Consider the following 20,679-nt stretch of genomic DNA (forward strand, 5'->3'; position numbering starts at 1 on the left):
GTTTAATTCTGCAGTCCGGGGGCTTCTGTTTGATGTTCCTCTTCGGGTTGTGCGTGAACTAAGCCCAGATCGCTCTCGAATTCATCACGACCAGGAACTATCTTTCTTGAGCTGTGCTCTGCAAGCTTAAGCATTTTCATTTGTTTATAATTTTGATAAAGCTCTTCAAATACATGCGTATATAATATCTGCGCTTTTGTAGTTCTTTGTGCCTGTGGCAGCTGCTCATGTAATGATTTAAATAAATTAAAATCAGTTTTAGCTTTATTTACAAATCGACGCAGAATTCCCTGAGCATCATCCTGATTGGCAAACCGATCCACAAAGCTTAAATCAGCTGCAGGGCGGTCGCTGTATGCGCCAAATCTGGTATGATAACTTGAGAGAGAAATCCCACCAAAATCAAGACGTTGGACTAAACTTTCGCAATTGGCAGCGGAGGCATTTGGTGCTAACAAACCAATAATGATCTTATAAAACTCTTTTAACCCTTTCCTTTCTCCCCGTTCTTCGTCATCTTTTAAGACAGCAATATCTGCAATTTCACTATCTATAATTTTTTGTAATTTACGTTGTGCGTTTAAAGTCGATTGCGTTCCTGAACTTTGATCCAGTGTTTGAAAGGCGCCAAGAAGATTAATCAGAATTGCACTGGTTCCTGCGCTAGAGCCAACACTGGGTTCATCAACGGTATTGATCAATAGACCATTGGGATTGGAAGAGTCAGTGGATTCTAATTTCAGCGCAATATGAGAATCACGATGCAAACTAACAATTTCTAATAGCTTTATGAGCCTTAGCATAGTATCCAAACCAATTAAACCGCCTTGTGCCAGCACTTTCATGACATTTGTGATTGTTCCCGCGACCAGATCGGTACTAAAACCAGTTGCCTGAGACGATTGGCAATCCCCTCTACTGCAATTTTCGCTTTCGTGAGTCTGTGCAGGATGTAAATGTCCATCAGTAGTATGAACTTTCTGATGTGTCCAATTGACGGAGCCATGCATGCTCATAGGTGCTGCAGAGGTTGCACCGCTTGCAAGCAATGATCCCTCGGCAAGACTGGCTGTGGTATAAGCAAGAGAATGTAATACACTCTGTTGAAGAGTATGCATTGCCAGATTATGTTGAACAGTATCCAGGTTATCTTTCAATGCCTTGTTTAAATCGGTTGCAATTCGTATCAGAGCTAAACCTGTATGTGATAAGGTGAGGCGTAGAGCAGTTATTGCATGCGTAGCGCTGTACTCCTGTTCCGAGTGGCTATCCCAACTGATTTGCTGAGAGGCCTGATTCGAGTGCTTTCTACTTTGCACTTCACTCGCTTTTTCTGAAGCCGCATTGAGACGATTTTGATCGATTAATGTCAGTGAGCGGCAGGCAGAAAGCATCTCATCAATTAGTAAAACCATGGCAGAGGCAGCCCAATACGCCGCAGCAGTACTACTTCCCACTGTATCATGCGTTGATAACAGAGAACCGTTTCTGGATTTGGAAGGAGCGATATCTTTTTCAATTTCGGCCATGAAATTGCGGGTAAATGCCTGAATGTTATTCAGTGTTACCGTAATACTCGGAAGCGTTGACAGTAAGGCTTCATTTTGTTGCGCCTCATTGGTCTTAACTGCTTTTCTGGAGGCTTTTGCCGAGACTGTCACTGAATTGAATAGGCTATGCGTTGTCACAAGTGAGGCGACAGTACCATGAGCGCTCACATCCAACTGGCTGGCCATATCCTGATTAAGGTTAGGAATAATATGCTGCCCATTAGCCTCTTCAATCCCATCAAGTACACCCTTGATTGCTTTTTCAAATTGCGCCAGGACTTCAGGATTGGCTAAATCAACGGAACTATCAATTGTTCCTGAATCATAGCCTCCTGCAGAGTTTTGCTGAGGCTTAGCCAGTCCTCGTAAGGCTTGGGCCAATTCACTAATATGGCTGAGCAGCACACTCATCGAACGACCAGCGATAGTTTCACTGACTTGTGCCGCTGTTTTGACAGCCGATGAGCCTCCCAGGTTTTCTGCGCAAAGACGCATGATGTTTGACAATGAGAAAAGATTGGAATGCAAACTGTTAATACGATCGACACCCCCAGAAGGGCCTTGTTCGGTCGCTTGAGCGAGCGCTTTTTGTACCCGTCCCTCTGTCGCAGCAATAGCAGTCTTGTTAACGAGGCGTGACGCAACGCTGAACAAGGATAATGCCGCCACGCGGAAAAGAGCGGTCGCCAAGGGAGTACTAACACTTTGATTGGATGATAAATCAGCCGCGGCCTGCATGTGGGATAAGGCTTTCTCAAGAATCTTTAATTGCCGTTGCGATGCCTGGCTATCAGAATCCTGAGTAGCTTTCTTTACACCACTACTTGCATGGTAGACATTTTTATCATCCGCCTCGCTCGCTGATTCCTGTCCCAAAAAATGACTGACGGCACTTCCCTCTCTGAAAAGCTGACCAACCATATTGGTAAGCAAAGCAGCAGCGGAAGGTATGAATGCGGTTGCGGTGACGCTCCCGCCAGCCCCTGTTGAGGCAGCTGTTCTGGCATGAGTTCCGGCATGGGAGTTTTCAGCAATATTAATTGCGTTATAGACATTATCCATCACTTGACCACCCTGGTCCTTGACCAGGCCAGCCACGCTATCAATACTGGCTGAAGGCTTTTGATCCTGCGGATTAAAAATAAATGCTTTCGTGCTCGCATTTTTCATTTCATCGCTGGGAATGTCTAACCTGGATAAACCTTCAGCAGTTTTGTGTGTAACAGTGACCCCATCACTGGGAATTTGTGCCAGGTGACTCACTCCGCTAACCATCGCGAGAGAAATGTATCGGGTAATAAATGCGAGGGAGTCATTGGTTGCAATTAATCCTTCGCGAAGTTCTTTCATATAGCTGTCTAAAACACTATGATCGATGTCGGCCGGATCTTCAAATAAAACATTCAAGGCGTGGAGTAATGAATCACGTCGGCCACTCTTGTCGGACAAAACCGTAGCAGCATTCTGTGAAGCCGTTACAGCCTGAGAGAATCCAAATCCTGGTCCGGAGGCGCTGGCAGTAGGTATCCCAGCAGCTGCAGCAGTCGTTACAGTAAAACTATCAAAAAACTTCACCATTCTAACATCCCTGATTTTATTATTCGGAATGGCTGTTAATGTATAGAATCCTTTCTCATTGTCAATATTATTATTTCTATTGGCAGATAGTTATCATCGCCATTTTCCCGGCCAGGCATCACTGCCGTTAAGTAAGAGCGACATAATTGCCAAGATCCTTTTAAGCGACAAACTCTAATTCTCTTTCTGTAGAGATGGTCTTTAAATCTTCACCTGCGTTAAGCATATTTGTTCCTTGAAGACAGGGGCAAAAAAGCCGTCTTTGCTAGCATTAGCGAAGCAATCAGCTCCTAACCTAGTTCAAGTTTCGATCTGGATTGCTTCACTTCATTCGCAAAGACGACAGGTTTACCTGACCAGTCTACGCATCATGTCGCCTGGATTAACAGGTGGAGTGATCGCCATGGCGATTGGTTGACCTTGACGGTTTTGATATTCACAGGCCCAGAGATAGCCATCAGGCGTGGGGCCGCCACTGCTTTTAATCGATTTAACGAGGCGGTTTGCCTTCTTGATTGCAACTTCTTTGCCTTTCACTTGACCAACATAAATACCGAACGTCCATTTGTCCTGGGTATCGTAATAATTACTCCAGTTAAGCCCTACCCATCCCAGATCAATATCTATTGCATCACTGATACCAATTGCCTGCAGTGACTCAACACTTGGACATTTTTCCGGGCTATCGCTGAAGGCAAATGCTGAAGATGAAACCAGTAACGCCAGAGAAAAAGATTGCAGCACACGTTTCATAACCCACTCCTTGTTAAAAAAACAGAAAATCCCGGTCATGATACCTATCATTTTCTCAGGGTTCAACAAAAAAACAATGATCATTTAGTTCAAATGATGTACAATAAAGCCCTTTAGAGAACTTCTCCACATAAAGCGTGAATTTTAATCAGAGGCGTGTAAAATAATTCCTTTATTTTCATAACACTCTGTATAAATATTTCCATTATTTGGATTTATATGAGAAAATGTGGCGGTGAGTTGATAGAATGGATGTTGATCGATTTGCAATTATTTGTAACAAATGGAACCTTTATTGACTTGATTTATGGTAAATACACGTGCAAGCAATTGAAGATAATCTGAAAATTTTTACCCGCTTTATTGCTGCCGATTGCGATCTGGAAGACGTAGAAACGCATTTTAAAAAATATGACAATAATTTTCTGTCATTCGAGCGTGATTTCTATGTCACTCCCATTGATTCAACTGATGAATGTGTGGATGCCGCCATTGAGTTATTACAAAGCCTGCATATTGATTTCAAATTGTGGCCAAGCTATTTCGCCCAGAATCTCTCTACCTATGAGTTTTTAAAGAAAATAGTTCGTGACCATGAGTTATCCATCCAGCTCAATAATCTGATCGATGCTATCGAAAAACGCAAACGTTACAATAATATTCTGTTTGCACTCAAAATTTTAGTGCCGATCTGTCTTGTTCTCATTATTATGGCGGGTATTTTTCATTCCCAGCTTGAAGAGATCATTCGTTTTTTACTTTTTTCCGCCGGCCTGCTTCCCGTTTTTGGTATTATCGTCTCTATCTTTTCCATTATTTTTCAAGTGATCTTCAGTCATTTAAATGACCGCCGCCCTATTGAAAAGATTTATCGAGATGATGCCTTTATTGTTTTAAATAATACTTTAAATATTGTTGCTAAAACCATATTGATGGCTGCCAAGTATACTTTTGTTCCATTAGCTGCTTTTTTCTTTATTGCAGCCGCCGTGATTGAAGTATTAAAGGAATTGTTTTATTTACTTGAACTTCATCACACTCAAACGCTGGAGCTTTCACCCGAAGAAAAACATAATTTCGCTTCATTGACACTGTACCATCAGCAAGGTGCTCGCTTAAATTATGATTTTATCAAACAGCGAAATGCCTTCATCATTAATATAGTTGCCGCCCTTACCCTGGCAATTTCAGTCACTGCCTGTGCTTTTTTACCTGCCGGATTTGTTCTCACCTTAGCTACCTGTTCGGTGGTTTCAATTGTTTTTTGTATTAAAAAACTAGCTTTATACATCAATGACATCATGGTATCGAATACCTTGCAGCAGGAATTGAAATCAATTGCCGATACATATGCAACCGACGAGAAATCAGAGGCCAAGATTGATGAGCTTAAAGAAAGTATTTACGAGATCACCAACCCGGATGTTTTGGAAAAGATTCAGCATCTCGACGATGGAAGCCATGCGGTACGCGTCAAGCCTCAACCCACTCATCCCAGCGTTTTTGGTCTTTTCAGAAGAGAATCACGGCAGCAATTAAATCCGGGTGGATATAAACCTGTAGCAGCAACAGAGGAGCCGGGCGCAGCACAAGCCCCCAAACGACGCCATCTTTTTTTCAAATCTGAACAGAAACTCAGTTTGGATAAATTAAGTACAAAAAAATCCAACTCAGAGCAATCCGATGTGTTGCCTGGAAGTTTAGATGAAGCCAAACCCGGTTCGTATTGACAAGACTCGCCATCGCTTTCAAAATGCCCACTTTGACTTAAAAAAGGCACTCGATGTTTACATCGGAAACGCAGGGTTTGTATAAGCAAGATAATCCAGAGCTGGTTAAACTGCTAGTTGCTCAGAAAAAAGATCTTGATAAAGAAGAATGGCACCCCTTAAGCCGTCCTCAGTCCATTCCCTCAGGCACTCTGTTATATATTGCCTGCATGGAAAACCGGGCCGCTATTGTGGAAGCGCTTCTAAAAGCGGGAGCAAATCCTGACCAGCCAATTAGCCTGGATCAAATGTCGCCTTTATTGATTGCTTGCAAAATGGGGCATGAACAAGTTGTCAGTTTATTACTAAAATATGGAGCCAATGTTCAACAGACTAATCAACTGGGCGAAACACCGCTTTACTTTGCCTGTGCATCTAATCATCAAAGGATAATAGAACATCTGCTCATTGCGAAAGCCAATCCCCAGCAAACCAATAATAAAGGAGAAACAGCGCTGTTTATCGCTTGTGCTGAAGGTCTTCCCCTGGCAGTTAAGAATTTGATTGGAGCTGGAGCAGATATTGAACACAGCTCTGAAGAGGGAAAAACGATTTTCCATGCATTATTCAACCGGATTGAAAAAGAAAGAGTCAATCAGCCCCGCTATACGAAGTATTTAAAGGTACTGAAGCTTCTTCTTGATATCGGGGTAAATATTGACAAGACTTTGGAGGGTCTGGAGACTCCCTTCATACAAACCCTGGAACGAAAAGCCAGAGATCAGAACAAGATGATTCTCGATCAGATTGTTTCCTCCAGGATTTATCCCTTTCCAACAGACAAGCGCCGCCAATTCAATGATACTTACATGGAGCAACTTTCAATAAGCCGTGAAATTACTGATGGTCTTGCTGCTACGCTTGAGTTTAGCCTTCAATTTACCCCCCAACGAGCCAGGCTGCTTTTGAAACGGGGAGCTTCATTGGAAAATGATACCCAATGGAATCAACTCTTACTCGCCTGTATCGAAGAAAATATAGCCAAAGCAAGCGAAATTCTTTCAGAAACGATAAAACTCAATGAGAAAGATATCCCATGCATGCCAATGGATTTAGCCTGTTTTACCGGAAATACCGAACTGGTTCGTCTGCTGGAAGCCAATGAGTTAACGAGAACATGCTCGGAAGGATACACACCGCTGATGCGGGCTTGCCAGTATGGGCACTCTGATTTGGTTAAGGAACGACTGGAACAGGACAAAATCAATCATGAGGCAGGGAAGGTCAATGCGTTATCACTGGCCTGCAGTTATGGCCATAGACAGGTTATTGAAATTTTAATGAGCCATCCTGAAATTGAAGTCAGGATTAATAGTATATATGCAGCAGCTTATGCCAATAATGTCACATTAGTTAACGAGCTGTATGCATCACCCGCTTGCAAAGCCTTGCCAGATCCAGAGCGAATGCTTTGGGTTAGCTGCCACAGCAATCATAAAGAGATCATTCTCAATCATTTGGATAAATATCCGGCTCTCATCAATCAAATCGACAAGAAGGGTAAAACAGCACTCTGCCATGCCTGCGCTAATAATAATCTAGCTCTGGTAATGGCTTTATTGAAAAGAGGAGCCCAGCTACCCCTGTCAAATGATTTAAATTTGGAAGTAGAAAGACCTAACCCTTTATTTATTGCCAGCACCAAAGGCCATCTTTCTATCCTTAAGGCAATGGTTGAACATTATAAACCGGACAACAAACTGCTGCAGAAGTGTCTGCTGAAAGCCTGTGCTTACGGGCATCTTGGTATTGTTCAGTTTTTGCTTTCAAGAGGGGCAAGCCCCATTCATCAGGGAGATTCCTGGATTACTCCCCTGCATGAGGCAACAAGGAATGGACACGTGGATGTTGTCAGGGAATTATTAGTCCTCGGAGCCTCACCCTTCACTAAGAATTCAATGGGACGCTCGCCGAATGATATAGCGCATAGTCACAATGATGAGAATTTAGTGACTATGTTTTCTCTTGTTGCCAGCTTCGGTTCATCGATTTACACTGGATCAAAATTAAACACTACTTATAGATCTAATAGCAATCTGGTCTTCTGGCAATCGGCATTATATCCAACTATTCCAGAGCGCATGGATGTAAATAAGATCAGCGCTGCTACCTCTTTCAATCAGACTTAAACTCCATTCCCCAGGTAAATCCTTAAGCATGTAGCATGGGCCCTTGGCCCATAGCCGTCAGGTTAAGAATATCTGATCCCCTCTCCACCGCGCGCAGCGGTGGAGAGGGTTAGGGTCACTGCCATTAAGTTAAGCTCAACTGTCTATTAAACTGTCATCCCCGCGAAAGGCGGGGATCCATCTCTGAGCTAGCTACAATGCCGACTGAGGAATGGATTCCCGCCTTTCGCGGGAATGACATAACTCCTTAACTAAATGGCAGTGCTCCACCTGCAAAGACAATTATTCCATTGCACTTCGCCATAACGTCGGGATGAATTTGGCAAGCCGCTTTAATCTTGATTCCGCAATTTTGTTAAAGCTTGCATTAAATAAAGCTTCCACGTCTACATAGTCAAGCCAGGCCGCTTGCAGACCAGTTAGCATTCGATAGCCGAACTCTTTATTTTCAGCGAGAATTTTATCGATGATCTTTGTAAAATTGGCATTTTGCGCTGCTTGTTCTGCTTCAAAACCCAAATAATCCAGCAAAAGGTTGTCAGCCGCATTTTTGAAATCGGAATATTTGCTCAAGCGCTTACCATATAACTCAACATCTTCGCCAAACACTCTGCGCATTTCCTTAAATACAGCGAGCTTATTCTTATTGAGTAGATGAACAGTAATTTTATCCCGGCCCAACAGGCTTTCCTGAGCAGCCAGATCGTTGGCTATTTTATCAATTCTTGACTTATATAATTTCGCTTCTTTAGATTCTCTGTCAATCAGTGGGCTGGTCATTTTTTCCTGCATGGTTTGCAATGCACGCCCAAAGCATTCCTGTAACAGTTTCGGAATCGGCATTAGCCCATCGAAAATTCGATTATCAATACTGATTGAAACAGGTAAAATCTCTCTTGATTCGAAGGATTTACTGACCTCATTCCATACTGGTTTTCGCTCTACAGCGAGCAACACTACATGAAAACCTGTTTGCCTGAACAAGGGGGAAACCGCCTGGGTATAGCCGTAAGCCCCAAGATTACATACGTAGGCACCGTAACTCCCTGGCGAGGGGCAAGGATAAAGATCGTGGGCATAGTTGTACAGCTCAGCATCCAGTTGCTTTTTAAATTCCGGATTGTCTTTTTCAACCTGCTCACGCCTGTCATAGCAGTAAGTCATCAACTGCTGGGAACGGCTGTTTCTGGTTAACAATTCATCGACTGTCATTTCATGACAGTCTTTAAAAAACACCGTAACGATATGATCTTTACGCTGAGCCAGTTTTTCTACCACTGCGACATAAGCGCTTCGGCTTTGGTGAAGTTTTTTAAAACTGATAAAATTGCGCAGCGATTCCTCGGATGTCAACATAAGACTGACAGCCTGCATCATCAATACAGTCAGTGTCTCCTGAGGGCAGTTTTGCTCAAAAAAATCAAATTCACTGATATCAATATTAAATTGAAGGGTCAGATTCGGATCGCCCGGATTGCTTAACTGTGTCATTAATACTTTCTGCACAGTCGTCATTTCAACTTCTTTGATCTCCGCATGCATTTCACTATGTAGTTCATCTCGATACGGTTGAACTTGTGCATAGGCATCAGGACCCACTTCAAACAGCATTTCCAGCCTTTCGCTGGGAACCATATTAATCTTTTTAAGTTGCCGCTTATGCTTTTCATGCAGAGCCAGCATAAAAGAGGCAGTTCCTTCCGGGCCAAGCAGAGTCGTTAAGGAGGTGTTGTATTTGGGAAGTCGGGTAAATACCGAAATAAGCAGATCTTCCATTGTTTTCAAGGTTTCAGTCAGAACCTCACGGTCAGGTAATCCAATTTCAGCATATAAATCGGCTTCGCAGACATGACGATGTTCATCGGCTAAAATAATCTCGAATACTTCCGGGGCAATTTTTTGCTGATAAAAAGTAGAAAAAACTTCTTCTACCATTCCCTCACAAATCAGGTTCATTACGACCATTCCGACTTTGAGGCAATCCAGCGAGCGAATAAACTCACAGACCTTCTCGAGCTCTTCGTTATAGGCAGGCGGTGAACCATAAGGAGCGGCAAGCATAAACACGATGCGCGTAAACACAATGGTATGAAAAATTTCGTCAACCAGCTGGGCGCGCATGCGTTTTTTGAATTCCGGATTGTACATTTTATCTTCAAAGCGCATTGGCAACTGAATTCCCAGCACTTCGAGCTGCGCCATTAAAGAAAAAATGTAAAGATACAGAATCTTGTCGTGTTTTAACTCAAATGGCAGGCCATTTCTAAAAAGAGACTCTACTCTGGCCTCAATACTTTCTCTTTCCTCCTCAGTGATCTTGTTCCAGCCTTCGAGGATCCATTTTTCCGAGCCCCAATAAGGGGTTAAGAGTTGATCAAGCGCTTTCATTAGTTAGCCTTAATAATTGCGGTGTATCACATATTGCGCCAAATCCATTAGCCCGTTTTTGTAAACTGAGTCGGGCAGAATCTGCAATGCGGTTATCGCCTGATCCATTTCTTTAGCAGCAAGACTTCGAGTATATTCAATGGACTGGGTTTCTTTTAAGGTTTCGAGAATTTCAGGTAGATGATGGCGTGAGCCTTCCTCGAGGCTGCTTCTGATGATTAGCTGCTGTTTTGAATCGCAATATTTCAAGGCATGAAGTAAAGGCAAGGTCGCCTTGCCGCTTGCCAAATCATCGCCAATGTTTTTACCCAGCGTTTTGGCGTCAGAACAGTAATCGAGTGCATCATCGATCAACTGAAAAGCATTACCCAAATGCAATCCATAGGCATACATAGCTTTTTTTATCCCCTCGCCGGCTTTGCTGATCATAGCCCCCATAGTCGAGGAAGCAGCAAACAGCAGCGATGTTTTTGCCCGAATATGGTCAAAATAATCACCGACTGACATCTCTGTATTTCCCAGATTGTCAAACTGCTGAATTTCACCACAACCCATTTGAGGAGCAATGCCAATCAGCAATTGTATTATCTCAATATCTCCTACTTCTACCATCAGCTGCAGGTATTTGGTGAATAAATAATCACCTACAAGGACACTGGCTTTATTTCCCCAGATTTGATTCGCAGTTTCGCGGCCACGGCGTAAAGTGGACTCATCAACCACATCATCGTGCAGCAAGGTAGCTGTGTGAAAAAATTCGACCATGGTGGCAAGCATCACATGATCTTTACCCTGATAGAGACAGGCACGGCTGGCCAGCAATACCAGCAAGGGTCGCAAACGCTTGCCGCCACTGTGGATTACATGATCAGCTATCTCGTTGATCAGCCGTGAGGGAGATTTCATCGTTTCGAGGATTAAAGCATTAACAGCCTCTAAATCGTCCTTTACCAATTCGCGTAAATGCTCAATTTCCATCGTGTTTCCAGACTAAAATTCTTGCATGCTAAGTTGATGAATAAAGAATGTCAAGACTGACCGAGGTCCTCGAGATGAAAGCCTCGCTTTCTACTTATGGCTTCAAACATTGCCGGGATGCCTCGGATAAGTGACACACAAAGGGAAACGCCTCTGTCATTTCCGCGCAGGCGGAAATCCATCGATGAGTTGGCACAGTGCTCGTGATGGAATAGATTCCCGCCTGCGCGGGAAGGACACGGTGCATGGATTGGGTAGTTCCAGGACTCTTCCCTATTATAAAGACGCTGATGATTGTTCAGGCAATGAAAATGATTCTTTTTGCAGCCCATGCTCCGGCTTTGTCAACAGAGGTGAATCAGAGCAAGCTTCTTCCTGAAAAGCGCGAAAGAAATGACTGGTCGCGGCGCTGATCTGCGTTTTAGTATTGTAAGCAGCCAATCGAATCTGCCGCGCAAACCCTTGTATTATGCTATCTTTCAAGCGATCTGGAATCGCTTTGGGAATATCAGCCAATCCGGCACTATCGTCCTTTAAACGCTTAAGCAGGCCGCCCACATAATTCTTTGTAAATTCCTCAGGAACAATGCCCTGCTCACTGTTGATAGTAATTTGCATTATGCTGCTCGAGATTTCTGCCAGCAACTTCCCCAGATCATCCGCTTCTACAACTGAGAGCTGGCTTTTACTCAACTCGTCCAGACTGCTCTGATTCGTCATAAATCGAATGATGCTTTCTCCACTGGCCACCACTTGATTTTTGGGATATTGTGAAGCCTGATAAAACAGTTTGAAATCGATTTGCCCCCAGTCGACCGAGATGGAAGGCTCAATAAGCTCTACTGTCGGAAGTTGGAATGTAATAGACAATTCCTGTAAATTGATGCTTTTATGATTGACCAGCTCTTCGTATTTTCGTTTCGCCGCACCGAGATTGTTAAAATAAAAAGTGATTTTTTTGAAGGTTCTTTGCTGATTACCTGAAGTAATACTACCAGTATCTTTTAAATGAACTGCAATATGTATTACATCCGGCATTATTAACCTCTGCATTACTGAGTGTCTGAATCCAGTTTATAAATGACAGAATCTACCCGGAAACGAATATTCTTGCTGAGACTATTCGCCAGAGTGAGAAAGCTCTCATTATTCCACTTGAAAAAATGAGCTGCAACAGCGCCAAATCCCGGCAATTTCTCAACTAAATGCAATTTCCCTTTCTCCCATTCATAGAGCAGGGAATCCAGATTACTAACCGGCTTTTCTTTACTTCCGGTAATAAATCTTGTCAGAAAAAGGAAATGCCGGCCATTAAGGCTAAACCAGCTAAAACTTCTTCCTCCTGACTCTGCAAGATTTTGATACTCCTCAAACTGTTTTGTATTCCAGTGAAGCAGTTTTGAAGTCTTGTGGATATTGGCATAGGCCAGATAATGCTCATTCTCAATTTTGAAATGCTTAAGCGCTCGCGCACCCCGCTCGGAAATATGCTGTATAGGTTTAAACTGTTTGCCATTCCAGTTAAAAATTGTCACACCATCCAGATGATCAGCAAGCCCCAGATAGGTATCATCTCCGATTTTAAATGCAGTAAAAGAATAGGCCCATCGACTGGGCAGGCTCTGGAATAAGACAAATTCTTTACCATTCCATTCATAAATTCTGGAATCATTGGGCACTGGCTTTTGCCCGGGAACTTCCACACCGGTGGCTAAAGCCAGGAAGTTACGGTTTGCGATAGAAAAAAAGCGCCATTGCTTGGCAGCTCGCCCATAAAATTGCTGAAAAGGAATAAAATACTTGCCATCCCAGCGATAAATCATCGAGTAGGTATTCAGATTGTAAGGCGCGCCTGGGCCTGAACGAACGCTGGGAACAGCAATGAATGCCTGGTCATTTATTTTAAAGAAAGTAAGGCCTTCATTACCATGGCCCGGGATTTTCTGGTAAAGATGAAACTGTTTTTTTCCCATCTGATAAATCAGTACATCCACATCCGAATCACCCCCATTCATATTGGCAGGCGCATGCGGATTATCTTTGGCCAATTGAGCCACCCCAATATATTGTTTGCCATTTAGCTTAAAGGGGGTGAGCTCGCGTGCACCCGAGGTATCAAGGCTCTGATACATTTTCAACATGGTAGAATGGGCGTTTATGCAAAGCAAAAAGAGCAGCATCCCTGTTAGCGGCCTGAGAAAGCCTTTCATGATGTACTGCCTATTTCCGGATTCTTCTCAGGATAAGCGGTTATTCCCTCAGGGAAGCCAGTCGTCAATCCGGGGATCTGAATTGCCTTAAGATCCCAGGCTTTGGATTGCAGCTCCCCCGCCATCCAGTAGCCGACGGTATTGGAAAGCATTTCTCTCGAATCCTGCAGGGAATGCTTTAATCGAACCATAAAATCGATAATATCGTTTGCCGAGGAATAGTGAAAATCGCCCGGAATAGCGGGTCTTTCCGGCAGATAAATTGTTTCCAAATCAGTAAATACTGCCTTGGCGACATGCGTGCGATTATAGACACTTCCCCAGACATTTTTAACATAATAGTTGTAGGCGGACTCGGGCAGTAAAGACTGGCCTACTTCAGGAATCACTTTGGCATAGGGGGCAATAAAAAGACGATCGCGCGGTAGTGTATTCTCTGAAACTGCGTTGATAAAAGCGACCATCCAGTTGCTTCCTTCGGTCAAGCCCGAGGTGACATTATTACCTGCCACATTCCGAACGATAACCATTGCATGAGGCCAGTCCAGCTTGAGTCTGGCAATCTCATCATGCACCACCGACATACTTTCCAATGCCGTTAACATGAACGTTCCAACCATCACCGTATTATAGGAAATGGGGTATTCTTTATTGCCATTTAGAAAATTGGCCTGTACAGCTCTTAAATCAAAAGGCGCCCCTTTTTGAACTGAGACAATATAATTCCCAGCCATCGATAAAGCATAATCGGTCATTGCCCTGATTTGCGGAATATGATGCTGCCAGGGTTTAATATTTGCCCGCTCAAGCCAGTTATTTTTGGTGCTGGCATTGAGAGCACGTACACGCTTTATATTAGTCAGCAGCGAATTCATCGCCGGCTGCCAGGAAGGATCGCCGTTATCCTTGATTTTGGCCAGATAGGCAAGTGCCGGACCAATATGCGAAATAGCGGTTAATTCATAAAACCCACTGGCGCGATTGGTGCGCAGCAATTTCTTAAAGAGTAATTTACGGTTTTTATCATAGATATAAATGGATGAATCCAGAACCAATACCAGCGGCCCGGCAAATGGGTTGGTTTTATTTTTAGCTGTTTCAGATTGCAGCAGATATTGTGAGATTGTTTTATGCTTTTTAGGAAAATCCGGTTCATTCGTTCCTGTGAAATCAAAATACAGATCCATGAACGCTTTGGGAACCGTGTAAGCATTGACTAATCCGGTATAGAGAAACAATAACAGCAACATTGATGCAATCTTTTTAACAGAGAAAATATTCATCACTCGTCTATTCCATCCAATACCGTTCGGAGCCAATTTTTTACTTTACTGCCAATTTCAGGATTCGGCAATTGCATTAGGCATTGTTGGGTAAATAGAACCAGACAGTCTTTGCGAACGGAGTGAAGCAATCCAGACCAACCTTTGAACAGAGTGATATGTTGGATTGCTTCGCTGACGCTCGCAAAGACGGCCTTTTGCACATCTGTTTCATTTACGCAACAATGCCATTGTATTATAACAGCAGCGCCTCTTTAATCGAAACTCTTAGGAGGCAGGTGCAAGAGGTGCTGGGCATGCTGATTGTTCATACTCCAGTTCCGGCTTGAATAATCCGAATTTAATAAGAATCCTGCGTCTGAATTCCTCATCAGGTTTAATTATTTGCTCATTAGAGCGAACAGGATGGTCAAGCTCAGTTTTTTCAGATACTCGGGCCTTTTTAGCAATCGTTTCCTCAGATTCCGAGTCATCCTCACGTTTGCGTTTCTCGCCTGTGATAGTCGGCTGAACGGACGCATTACTATCTGCGTTGTTTGAATTGGAAGCCGGTTCAGGGATAGGTAACAGGTCTAATAACTGCGCCGGCATAACTGGTGTATATTGAGCACTCACCAGATAGGTGCCCTCTGTTCCATATCTGGCTTTAGAGAACCCCGTGTATTCTATTAATGTTATTTTGGTATTAGAAAACACGGAAGGATTTTGCTTAAAGCATTCAGATAAGACCCGCGGATAGTCATATTTGAATTCTTTGTTATTGGTCTTGGAACCATTTCCTTTTATTTCATAAGCCACTACACCAGAGGGTTTTAACACCACTTGTGCGCAGTGAACAAGACGAACCAGAAACTTGTCCATATAGTCCTGTGGAGTCTTATAAACCTCACAAGCCTGCCCTTCGGTACTTCCATAAACTTCCTGAGTGGTAGGGGGGCTGCTGATAAGCGCGTCGAAACGCATAGGACCCTCTCCTTTTTTCCAGGGTAAATCTTCAGGCTGGATATCCTCCAGAGGCTTACGCAGATAAGCAATCTTTTTCTGCGGTTTGAAAAATTGACGCATTCGTTCATAGATCGGATGCAGGTCGGCAATATCATTAGCCAGTATCCACTCAATCTGGGGACAGGCCATAAAAGCGGTGAAACGATCCCCCCAGCCGGCGCTGTTGTCTATTACATTCCGAATTACCAGCGGGGAATAAACACATTGGAGATATTGAAGTATATCAATCGTCAATTGCGGGCTAAATTGCCCACAGCCTCTTCGTCCGACGATATCTATGACCAGTGTTTTACCGCCTAATCTGCGTTGGCTGCCTTCGCGACAGGTTTTCTCATGTTCTCGAAGATGACGCTTGAAAAAACTTTCAAATATATACAGTTTGGTCTGATTGTCCTTCCAGGCATCAGCAGGTGATAATTTTTTATCGGTATAACGGGCCTGTAATCGCCTGGAATCCATAAAATGGCCTGAAGCCATTTTGCCATTAGTACACTTACCACGAGACTCGTTGTATATCAGCCTGGGTATTTCAGATGGGTTTGTGCTTCCTAATTTTTCAGCAGCACGCTTTTCAAGTGCATTGAACGAGCGTCTGACATCTTTTGAAGAGGCTTCCTGGGATGCGGTTAAAGGCAGCGGCAGGTTCTGAGCTTCCAACATGGCCTTTATCGCAATCATGCGGCAGAAAAGACGAAAAGCTTCGTTGAAATTACACTGGCGTTCTTTCGCCTTGCTGTTTAAACGCAATGCATTTGAAAATTGACTTAAGAAAATATCCAGTAATGGATTGACATGAATCCTGAGCTCCTCTTGCTTCTCATGGATTACAAAGACATCCTTTGGCAAACGCATCACCCTGTGGAAGCATTCGATTATTCTTTTTTTAACTGCATCTTCCAAAGAGGATTTATCATTTTTCCGGCCATTAGTCTTGATGAAATCTCCAATAATCTCTGCCGCTTTCTGGTATTGAAATCGTTCTATAGGAATTTCAATTAACTGCAGAAATAATGGATCCTGACTATATTGGTCAAGGTCCACTTGCGGAATATAAATTTTTAAAGAGTTATTATCAGATTGGATAACTTGGCTATTCTGAGAAGACTGAGAAGTCTGAGAAGTCTGCGTAGTCTGCGTAGTCTGCGTAGTCTGCGTCTGCTTTTTTGGAGTATATGGGATATATCGGAAGGTTCTAAACATGGTCATTTCATACAGCAATAAAGAACACAATAATATCACTGTGACTACAAAATGTCCATTTCATCCTTATTCAGCCTGACCTCTCTGCAGGAGAGGTCGGGCTCTAATTTCCTTCTTACTGACAAGTATTTCCGATACAGGACTGCCCTGGTGTACAGCTGCCACAGTTAGTAACACCACCACAACCATCAGCTATTGGTCCGCAGTTCGCCCCCAGTTGTGTACAAGTCTGCGGCGTGCAGACATTGTTACCACATAGTGAATAGCCGCCACCACCACAAGTCTGCGGAAACGTACAAGAACCACAATTTATTGTTCCCCCGCAGCCATCACTGTTCAATCCGCAGTTTGCGGGAATCTGGTTGCAGGTTTGTGGTGTACACGTTTGGGTACAAACCCCAGCCAAACAGTTTTCGCCATTAGCGCAGTCAGCAGCCGAAAGACAAATCAGCACAGGTGCAGTGCAGGCGCCATTCACGCATTGATTGCTCTGGCAGGATGAGTTCGCACTACAGGGAGCGCCGGTATTGGGCTGGGCACAAGTCTGCGTTGCCAAAGAACAATAACCCGTTTGACATTGCGAAGATGATGTACAAGGGGCGCCATTATTGGGTGTAGCACAAACGCCAGCTGAGCAGAAATTGCTTTGGCAATTTGAATTGAACATGCAGGAGCTGCCATTAGTTAAGCCCTGGCAACGTCCAAGAATACAGGAGCCGCTTTGGCAAGTTGCATTGGTCAGACACACAGCACCATTGGGGGAAGCACATTGACCAGAAAAACACAGACTTCCGGCAATACAATTTTGATTACCCGAACAGGCTGAGCCATTGCCTGAAACGCAGATACCAGCACTACTGCAGCTTCCAGCCACACATTCGGCACTAGTCGTACAACTGCTGCAAAGATGGGTCACAGGGCTACAGAAATTACTCTGACAGTCGGTATTGACACTGCAGGGAATTCCCGGGGGGGCCGTGCAAGTTCCCGAGCTGTTACAGATACTGCCAGAAGCGCAGTCGTTGTTGGATCGGCATGAACTGCAGGTGTGAGTCAGGGGATCGCAAAAATTGGTCTGGCATTGAGCATCTACAGTACAAGGTGTATTTTTTTGTTCAATACGGGTTACATCAAGACCATCCAGTATACTGGGTTGAGAGCATAAAAATTCATCAGGTGAATTATCACCAGGCGCTTTAGTTTTACAGACAATAGGCCCGCCTTTGACCACAGGATCAATAAGGCTGCCATTAATTTGCAGGTACAAAAAGCAAAACTCGCCTCTGTGCAAAAGAAACGGAGAGGAACACACTCCGCTTCCACCGGCAATCTGCACAATGCCTCTAATCGGCTTGGTCGTTAAAATTCTTGGAATTCCTGTGTTATTGGTTACCCTGTATACAGCAACAGCGACACCATTGTTTGTGATTTCCAACGGCGCCCGTTGTATCACATCCACAGAAAACTTCGGGATTGGCAGGGCATTACTGGTAATGTTTATCAAAGTAAAAAAAAGAGTGATTATCAATCTAGCGAAGAGGGTTTTCATATTCAAATCCAATGAGTTAATACGCTTAGTTTCTGACTCCATCAGAAACAGTCGATAAGATAACTCATAAGCTATTGAAAATAAATTGCTTGTATATAAGATACGCCTGCTTTTAATCAGGCATTTACAAGTGTATTTCATTGATATAGTGTAATGTCTCTTTTTATCATCACCCCGAGTACAGGAATGAAAGAATTTTTAAAACTGAGCAATTCCGTCAATGCAAGAAAATCGCACAATGAGCCTTATCAGCCCATCAGTCGCGCGGATAAGAAAAATGATCTCCGGCAAACGGCTAAAGATCAGCTTGACAAGAGTGTTTTAAAGGCGCTCCGGGCAGAGGCAAAAGCTGATGTTGAAGAGGAACTTGATGAGGAAGCAGCCTCCTATTTCAAACCTTAGTCAGGAAGTTGTTGTATCCTCGAGCCCATAGGGTCAATAAAAGAGAAAGCCCCCTTTCTAACTCTCACTGCCATTAAGTTAAGGACTTCTGTCATTCCCGCGAAAGGCGGGAATCTATTCCTCAGTCGGCATTGCGGCTAGCTCAGAGATGGATCCCCGCCTTTCGCGGGGATGACAGTTTAATCTACAGTTGAGCTTAACTTAATGGCAGTGTCTCTAACTCTCTCCCCTGAGGAAGAGAGGATTTTACAAATCAATTTTAATCGCTTCTTTTCTGGAGGGTTTAAGTGCTGAGGTTAGCCAGATAATCAGAAGACCGCATACGGCTCCTGTTATTGTTCCAATGCCCCCGGATTTCAGGCTGCCTATAATAGCTCCCAAATCCATACCAATAATAATTTCCGCATTAATCCAGAGAGAAGCTGATATCACCTGCGCGATGTTGTCTTGCGATAATACCGGGTAGTTCTTGGTTTTTTTATAAATTTTAAATGAAGTAATAGCGATAGCCACTGCCCCACCCAATAAAGTGCCGGCAATTAATCCTATAAGCGCTCCAATGATAATTGCTGGATTTACATTTAAAAAACAGCCGCTTGTGCTGGTACAAAGCGTGAATGATTGTGCGATAAATCCACCCGAAAAGAGACCAATGATCCCCCCGCTAGCGCCGCCCAGTAATGCGCTGACAACTCCCGAAACATAGAGACAGGGATTACGTACAAGCCGTTCGACCCAATTCGTCAACGAAATAATTTTTTTTCCCTTGCTCATCAGCATTTCCTTTATGGATCATTCTGCCTTTACTGCCACCCTAAAAATCCTCTCTCCCTCAGGGAGAGAGTTTGAGACATTGCCATTAAGCTAAGGAGATTCTGTAGTGCATGTAGGTTGGGCCCTTGGCCCAACATTGAGTTCTGGAGTGGTCCAACCCTTTTGTTGGGCCAAGGGCCCAACCTACAATAATTCCTTAACTCAATAACAGTTCAAGGCTTAAAAAAAAGTATTTTATAATGCTTTCCCAACAGAAGCTACGCTATTATAGTCAACCAGTCTTTTTTAATGACCATAGGATATGTCGGTAAATACCACTGTGCACTCTAATCAAGTGATGTATAAACTCATCAAATCATTATTGCTCGGCACGCCTTTATTTTTTTTAATCGACAGTCCCTGGGCAACCCAATACATTAGTAACGGGCAGGATATCTGCAATTTTATCGCGGTGATTACTTACAGCCTCTTTCTATTTTATGCGCGCGGCAAATTGTATTGGCTGATTTTACTGATGACCATTTCCAGTCTGTTTGCTGAAATTCTAGGCTCGCTGATCCTGGGGCTTTATGACTACCGCCTGAAAAATATTCCCATCTATATCCCCTTGGGACATGCCCTCATCTACGCTACCGTTTACTATACCAGCAAACATCCCTGGGTACTTTCGAATCATGTGAAAATAAAGGAATGCCTCGCCCAGTTCGCTTTCCTGGCAGCATTTCTATCCTTATTTATGATCGACGATGTCGCAGGCTTCATTGGTTATCTGGTATTTTTGACGGTCTTATGGTTTCGTCAGAACAAATTGTTTTATTTATGCATGTTTGTAATGGTTTATTATGTTGAATTGACTGGAACCACTTTCTATACCTGGTCATGGTATGGCGTCACCGGCGCTCATCCCCATTTCCCCACAATGGGATTTACCCCCTCTGGTGCCGCCGGCTTTTATGTACTTCTCGACTTAACCAGCAACTCGCTTTATTACTATCATTTGAGGATATTGCGATTTACTTATCGCCTGGTGCCAGAGCTTAGGGTAAAAGAAATAAACCTGCAAAAAGCTTAGATAATACTGCAGCAGAACACTTCCGCTTGCGCGGAAGAT

At 43.6% G+C, this 20,679-nt stretch carries 15 protein-coding genes; 4 read left to right on the plus strand and 11 right to left on the minus strand.

Features of this window, described 5'->3' with window-relative positions; all coding sequences use genetic code 11:
* Nucleotides 1–2: 2 nt before the first annotated feature.
* Together B1207_RS16070 and B1207_RS06210 are read right to left on the minus strand one after the other, a co-directional pair.
* The gene (locus tag B1207_RS16070; protein ID WP_253255795.1) at nucleotides 3–3,128 is read right to left on the minus strand and encodes a hypothetical protein; all 3,126 of its coding nucleotides are present in this window, start codon (nucleotides 3,126–3,128) and stop codon (nucleotides 3–5) included.
* A gap of 348 nt (nucleotides 3,129–3,476) precedes the next feature.
* Nucleotides 3,477–3,881, minus strand: a complete 405-nt coding sequence (locus B1207_RS06210) for a DUF4949 domain-containing protein (protein ID WP_172458151.1) — start codon at nucleotides 3,879–3,881, stop codon at nucleotides 3,477–3,479.
* Between the two features lie 320 nt (nucleotides 3,882–4,201).
* Between B1207_RS06210 and B1207_RS06215 the strand changes: the two genes are divergently transcribed.
* Together B1207_RS06215 and B1207_RS06220 are read left to right on the plus strand one after the other, a co-directional pair.
* Nucleotides 4,202–5,611 carry a hypothetical protein gene (locus B1207_RS06215; protein ID WP_112219132.1) on the plus strand — a complete coding sequence of 470 codons (1,410 nt, stop codon included), beginning with the start codon at nucleotides 4,202–4,204 and terminating at the stop codon, nucleotides 5,609–5,611.
* Nucleotides 5,612–5,664: 53 nt separating this feature from the next.
* On the plus strand, nucleotides 5,665–7,779 hold the full coding sequence (locus B1207_RS06220; RefSeq protein WP_112219133.1) for an ankyrin repeat domain-containing protein: 2,115 nt from the start codon (nucleotides 5,665–5,667) through the stop codon (nucleotides 7,777–7,779).
* 282 nt (nucleotides 7,780–8,061) lie between these two features.
* Here the strand turns inward: B1207_RS06220 and B1207_RS06225 are convergent, their stop codons facing one another.
* The 8 genes from B1207_RS06225 to B1207_RS06260 all read right to left on the minus strand — a co-directional run bounded on the left by B1207_RS06225 (nucleotide 8,062) and on the right by B1207_RS06260 (nucleotide 18,392).
* Nucleotides 8,062–10,167: a hypothetical protein gene (locus tag B1207_RS06225; RefSeq protein ID WP_112219134.1), complete on the minus strand. Its 2,106-nt coding sequence runs from the start codon at nucleotides 10,165–10,167 to the stop codon at nucleotides 8,062–8,064.
* Between the two features lie 9 nt (nucleotides 10,168–10,176).
* Nucleotides 10,177–11,145, minus strand: a complete 969-nt coding sequence (locus B1207_RS06230; protein WP_112219135.1) for a polyprenyl synthetase family protein — start codon at nucleotides 11,143–11,145, stop codon at nucleotides 10,177–10,179.
* Between the two features lie 276 nt (nucleotides 11,146–11,421).
* A complete protein-coding gene (locus B1207_RS06235; RefSeq protein WP_146740027.1) occupies nucleotides 11,422–12,183 on the minus strand; it encodes a hypothetical protein in 762 nt (253 codons plus the stop codon).
* A 14-nt stretch (nucleotides 12,184–12,197) separates the two neighbouring features.
* Nucleotides 12,198–13,355 carry a hypothetical protein gene (locus B1207_RS06240; RefSeq protein WP_112219137.1) on the minus strand — a complete coding sequence of 386 codons (1,158 nt, stop codon included), beginning with the start codon at nucleotides 13,353–13,355 and terminating at the stop codon, nucleotides 12,198–12,200.
* Entirely contained in the window at nucleotides 13,352–14,638 is a 1,287-nt protein-coding gene (locus B1207_RS06245; RefSeq protein ID WP_112219138.1) for a DUF5624 domain-containing protein, read from the minus strand. Before B1207_RS06245 ends, B1207_RS06240 begins: the two co-directional genes overlap by 4 nt.
* Nucleotides 14,638–14,841, minus strand: a complete 204-nt coding sequence (locus tag B1207_RS15940) for a hypothetical protein (RefSeq protein ID WP_112219139.1) — start codon at nucleotides 14,839–14,841, stop codon at nucleotides 14,638–14,640. The genes B1207_RS06245 and B1207_RS15940 overlap by 1 nt, the downstream gene beginning before the upstream one ends.
* A 64-nt stretch (nucleotides 14,842–14,905) precedes the next feature.
* Nucleotides 14,906–16,843, minus strand: a complete 1,938-nt coding sequence (locus B1207_RS06255) for a hypothetical protein (protein ID WP_146740029.1) — start codon at nucleotides 16,841–16,843, stop codon at nucleotides 14,906–14,908.
* 115 nt (nucleotides 16,844–16,958) lie between these two features.
* Complete coding sequence (locus tag B1207_RS06260) at nucleotides 16,959–18,392, minus strand: hypothetical protein (protein ID WP_146740030.1); 1,434 nt, start codon at nucleotides 18,390–18,392, stop codon at nucleotides 16,959–16,961.
* A gap of 186 nt (nucleotides 18,393–18,578) precedes the next feature.
* Between B1207_RS06260 and B1207_RS06265 the strand changes: the two genes are divergently transcribed.
* Entirely contained in the window at nucleotides 18,579–18,794 is a 216-nt protein-coding gene (locus B1207_RS06265) for a hypothetical protein (protein WP_172458153.1), read from the plus strand.
* Between the two features lie 246 nt (nucleotides 18,795–19,040).
* Here B1207_RS06265 and B1207_RS06270 read toward each other — a convergent pair whose 3' ends face one another.
* Entirely contained in the window at nucleotides 19,041–19,568 is a 528-nt protein-coding gene (locus tag B1207_RS06270; RefSeq protein ID WP_112219143.1) for a hypothetical protein, read from the minus strand.
* Between the two features lie 301 nt (nucleotides 19,569–19,869).
* On the opposite strand from B1207_RS06270, the gene B1207_RS06275 reads away from it, so the two are divergent.
* Nucleotides 19,870–20,640: a hypothetical protein gene (locus B1207_RS06275; RefSeq protein ID WP_112219144.1), complete on the plus strand. Its 771-nt coding sequence runs from the start codon at nucleotides 19,870–19,872 to the stop codon at nucleotides 20,638–20,640.
* The last annotated feature ends 39 nt before the right edge of the window (nucleotides 20,641–20,679 follow it).

The organism is Legionella quinlivanii (genome assembly GCF_003265995.1).
Taxonomy (GTDB): domain Bacteria; phylum Pseudomonadota; class Gammaproteobacteria; order Legionellales; family Legionellaceae; genus Legionella_C; species Legionella_C quinlivanii_A.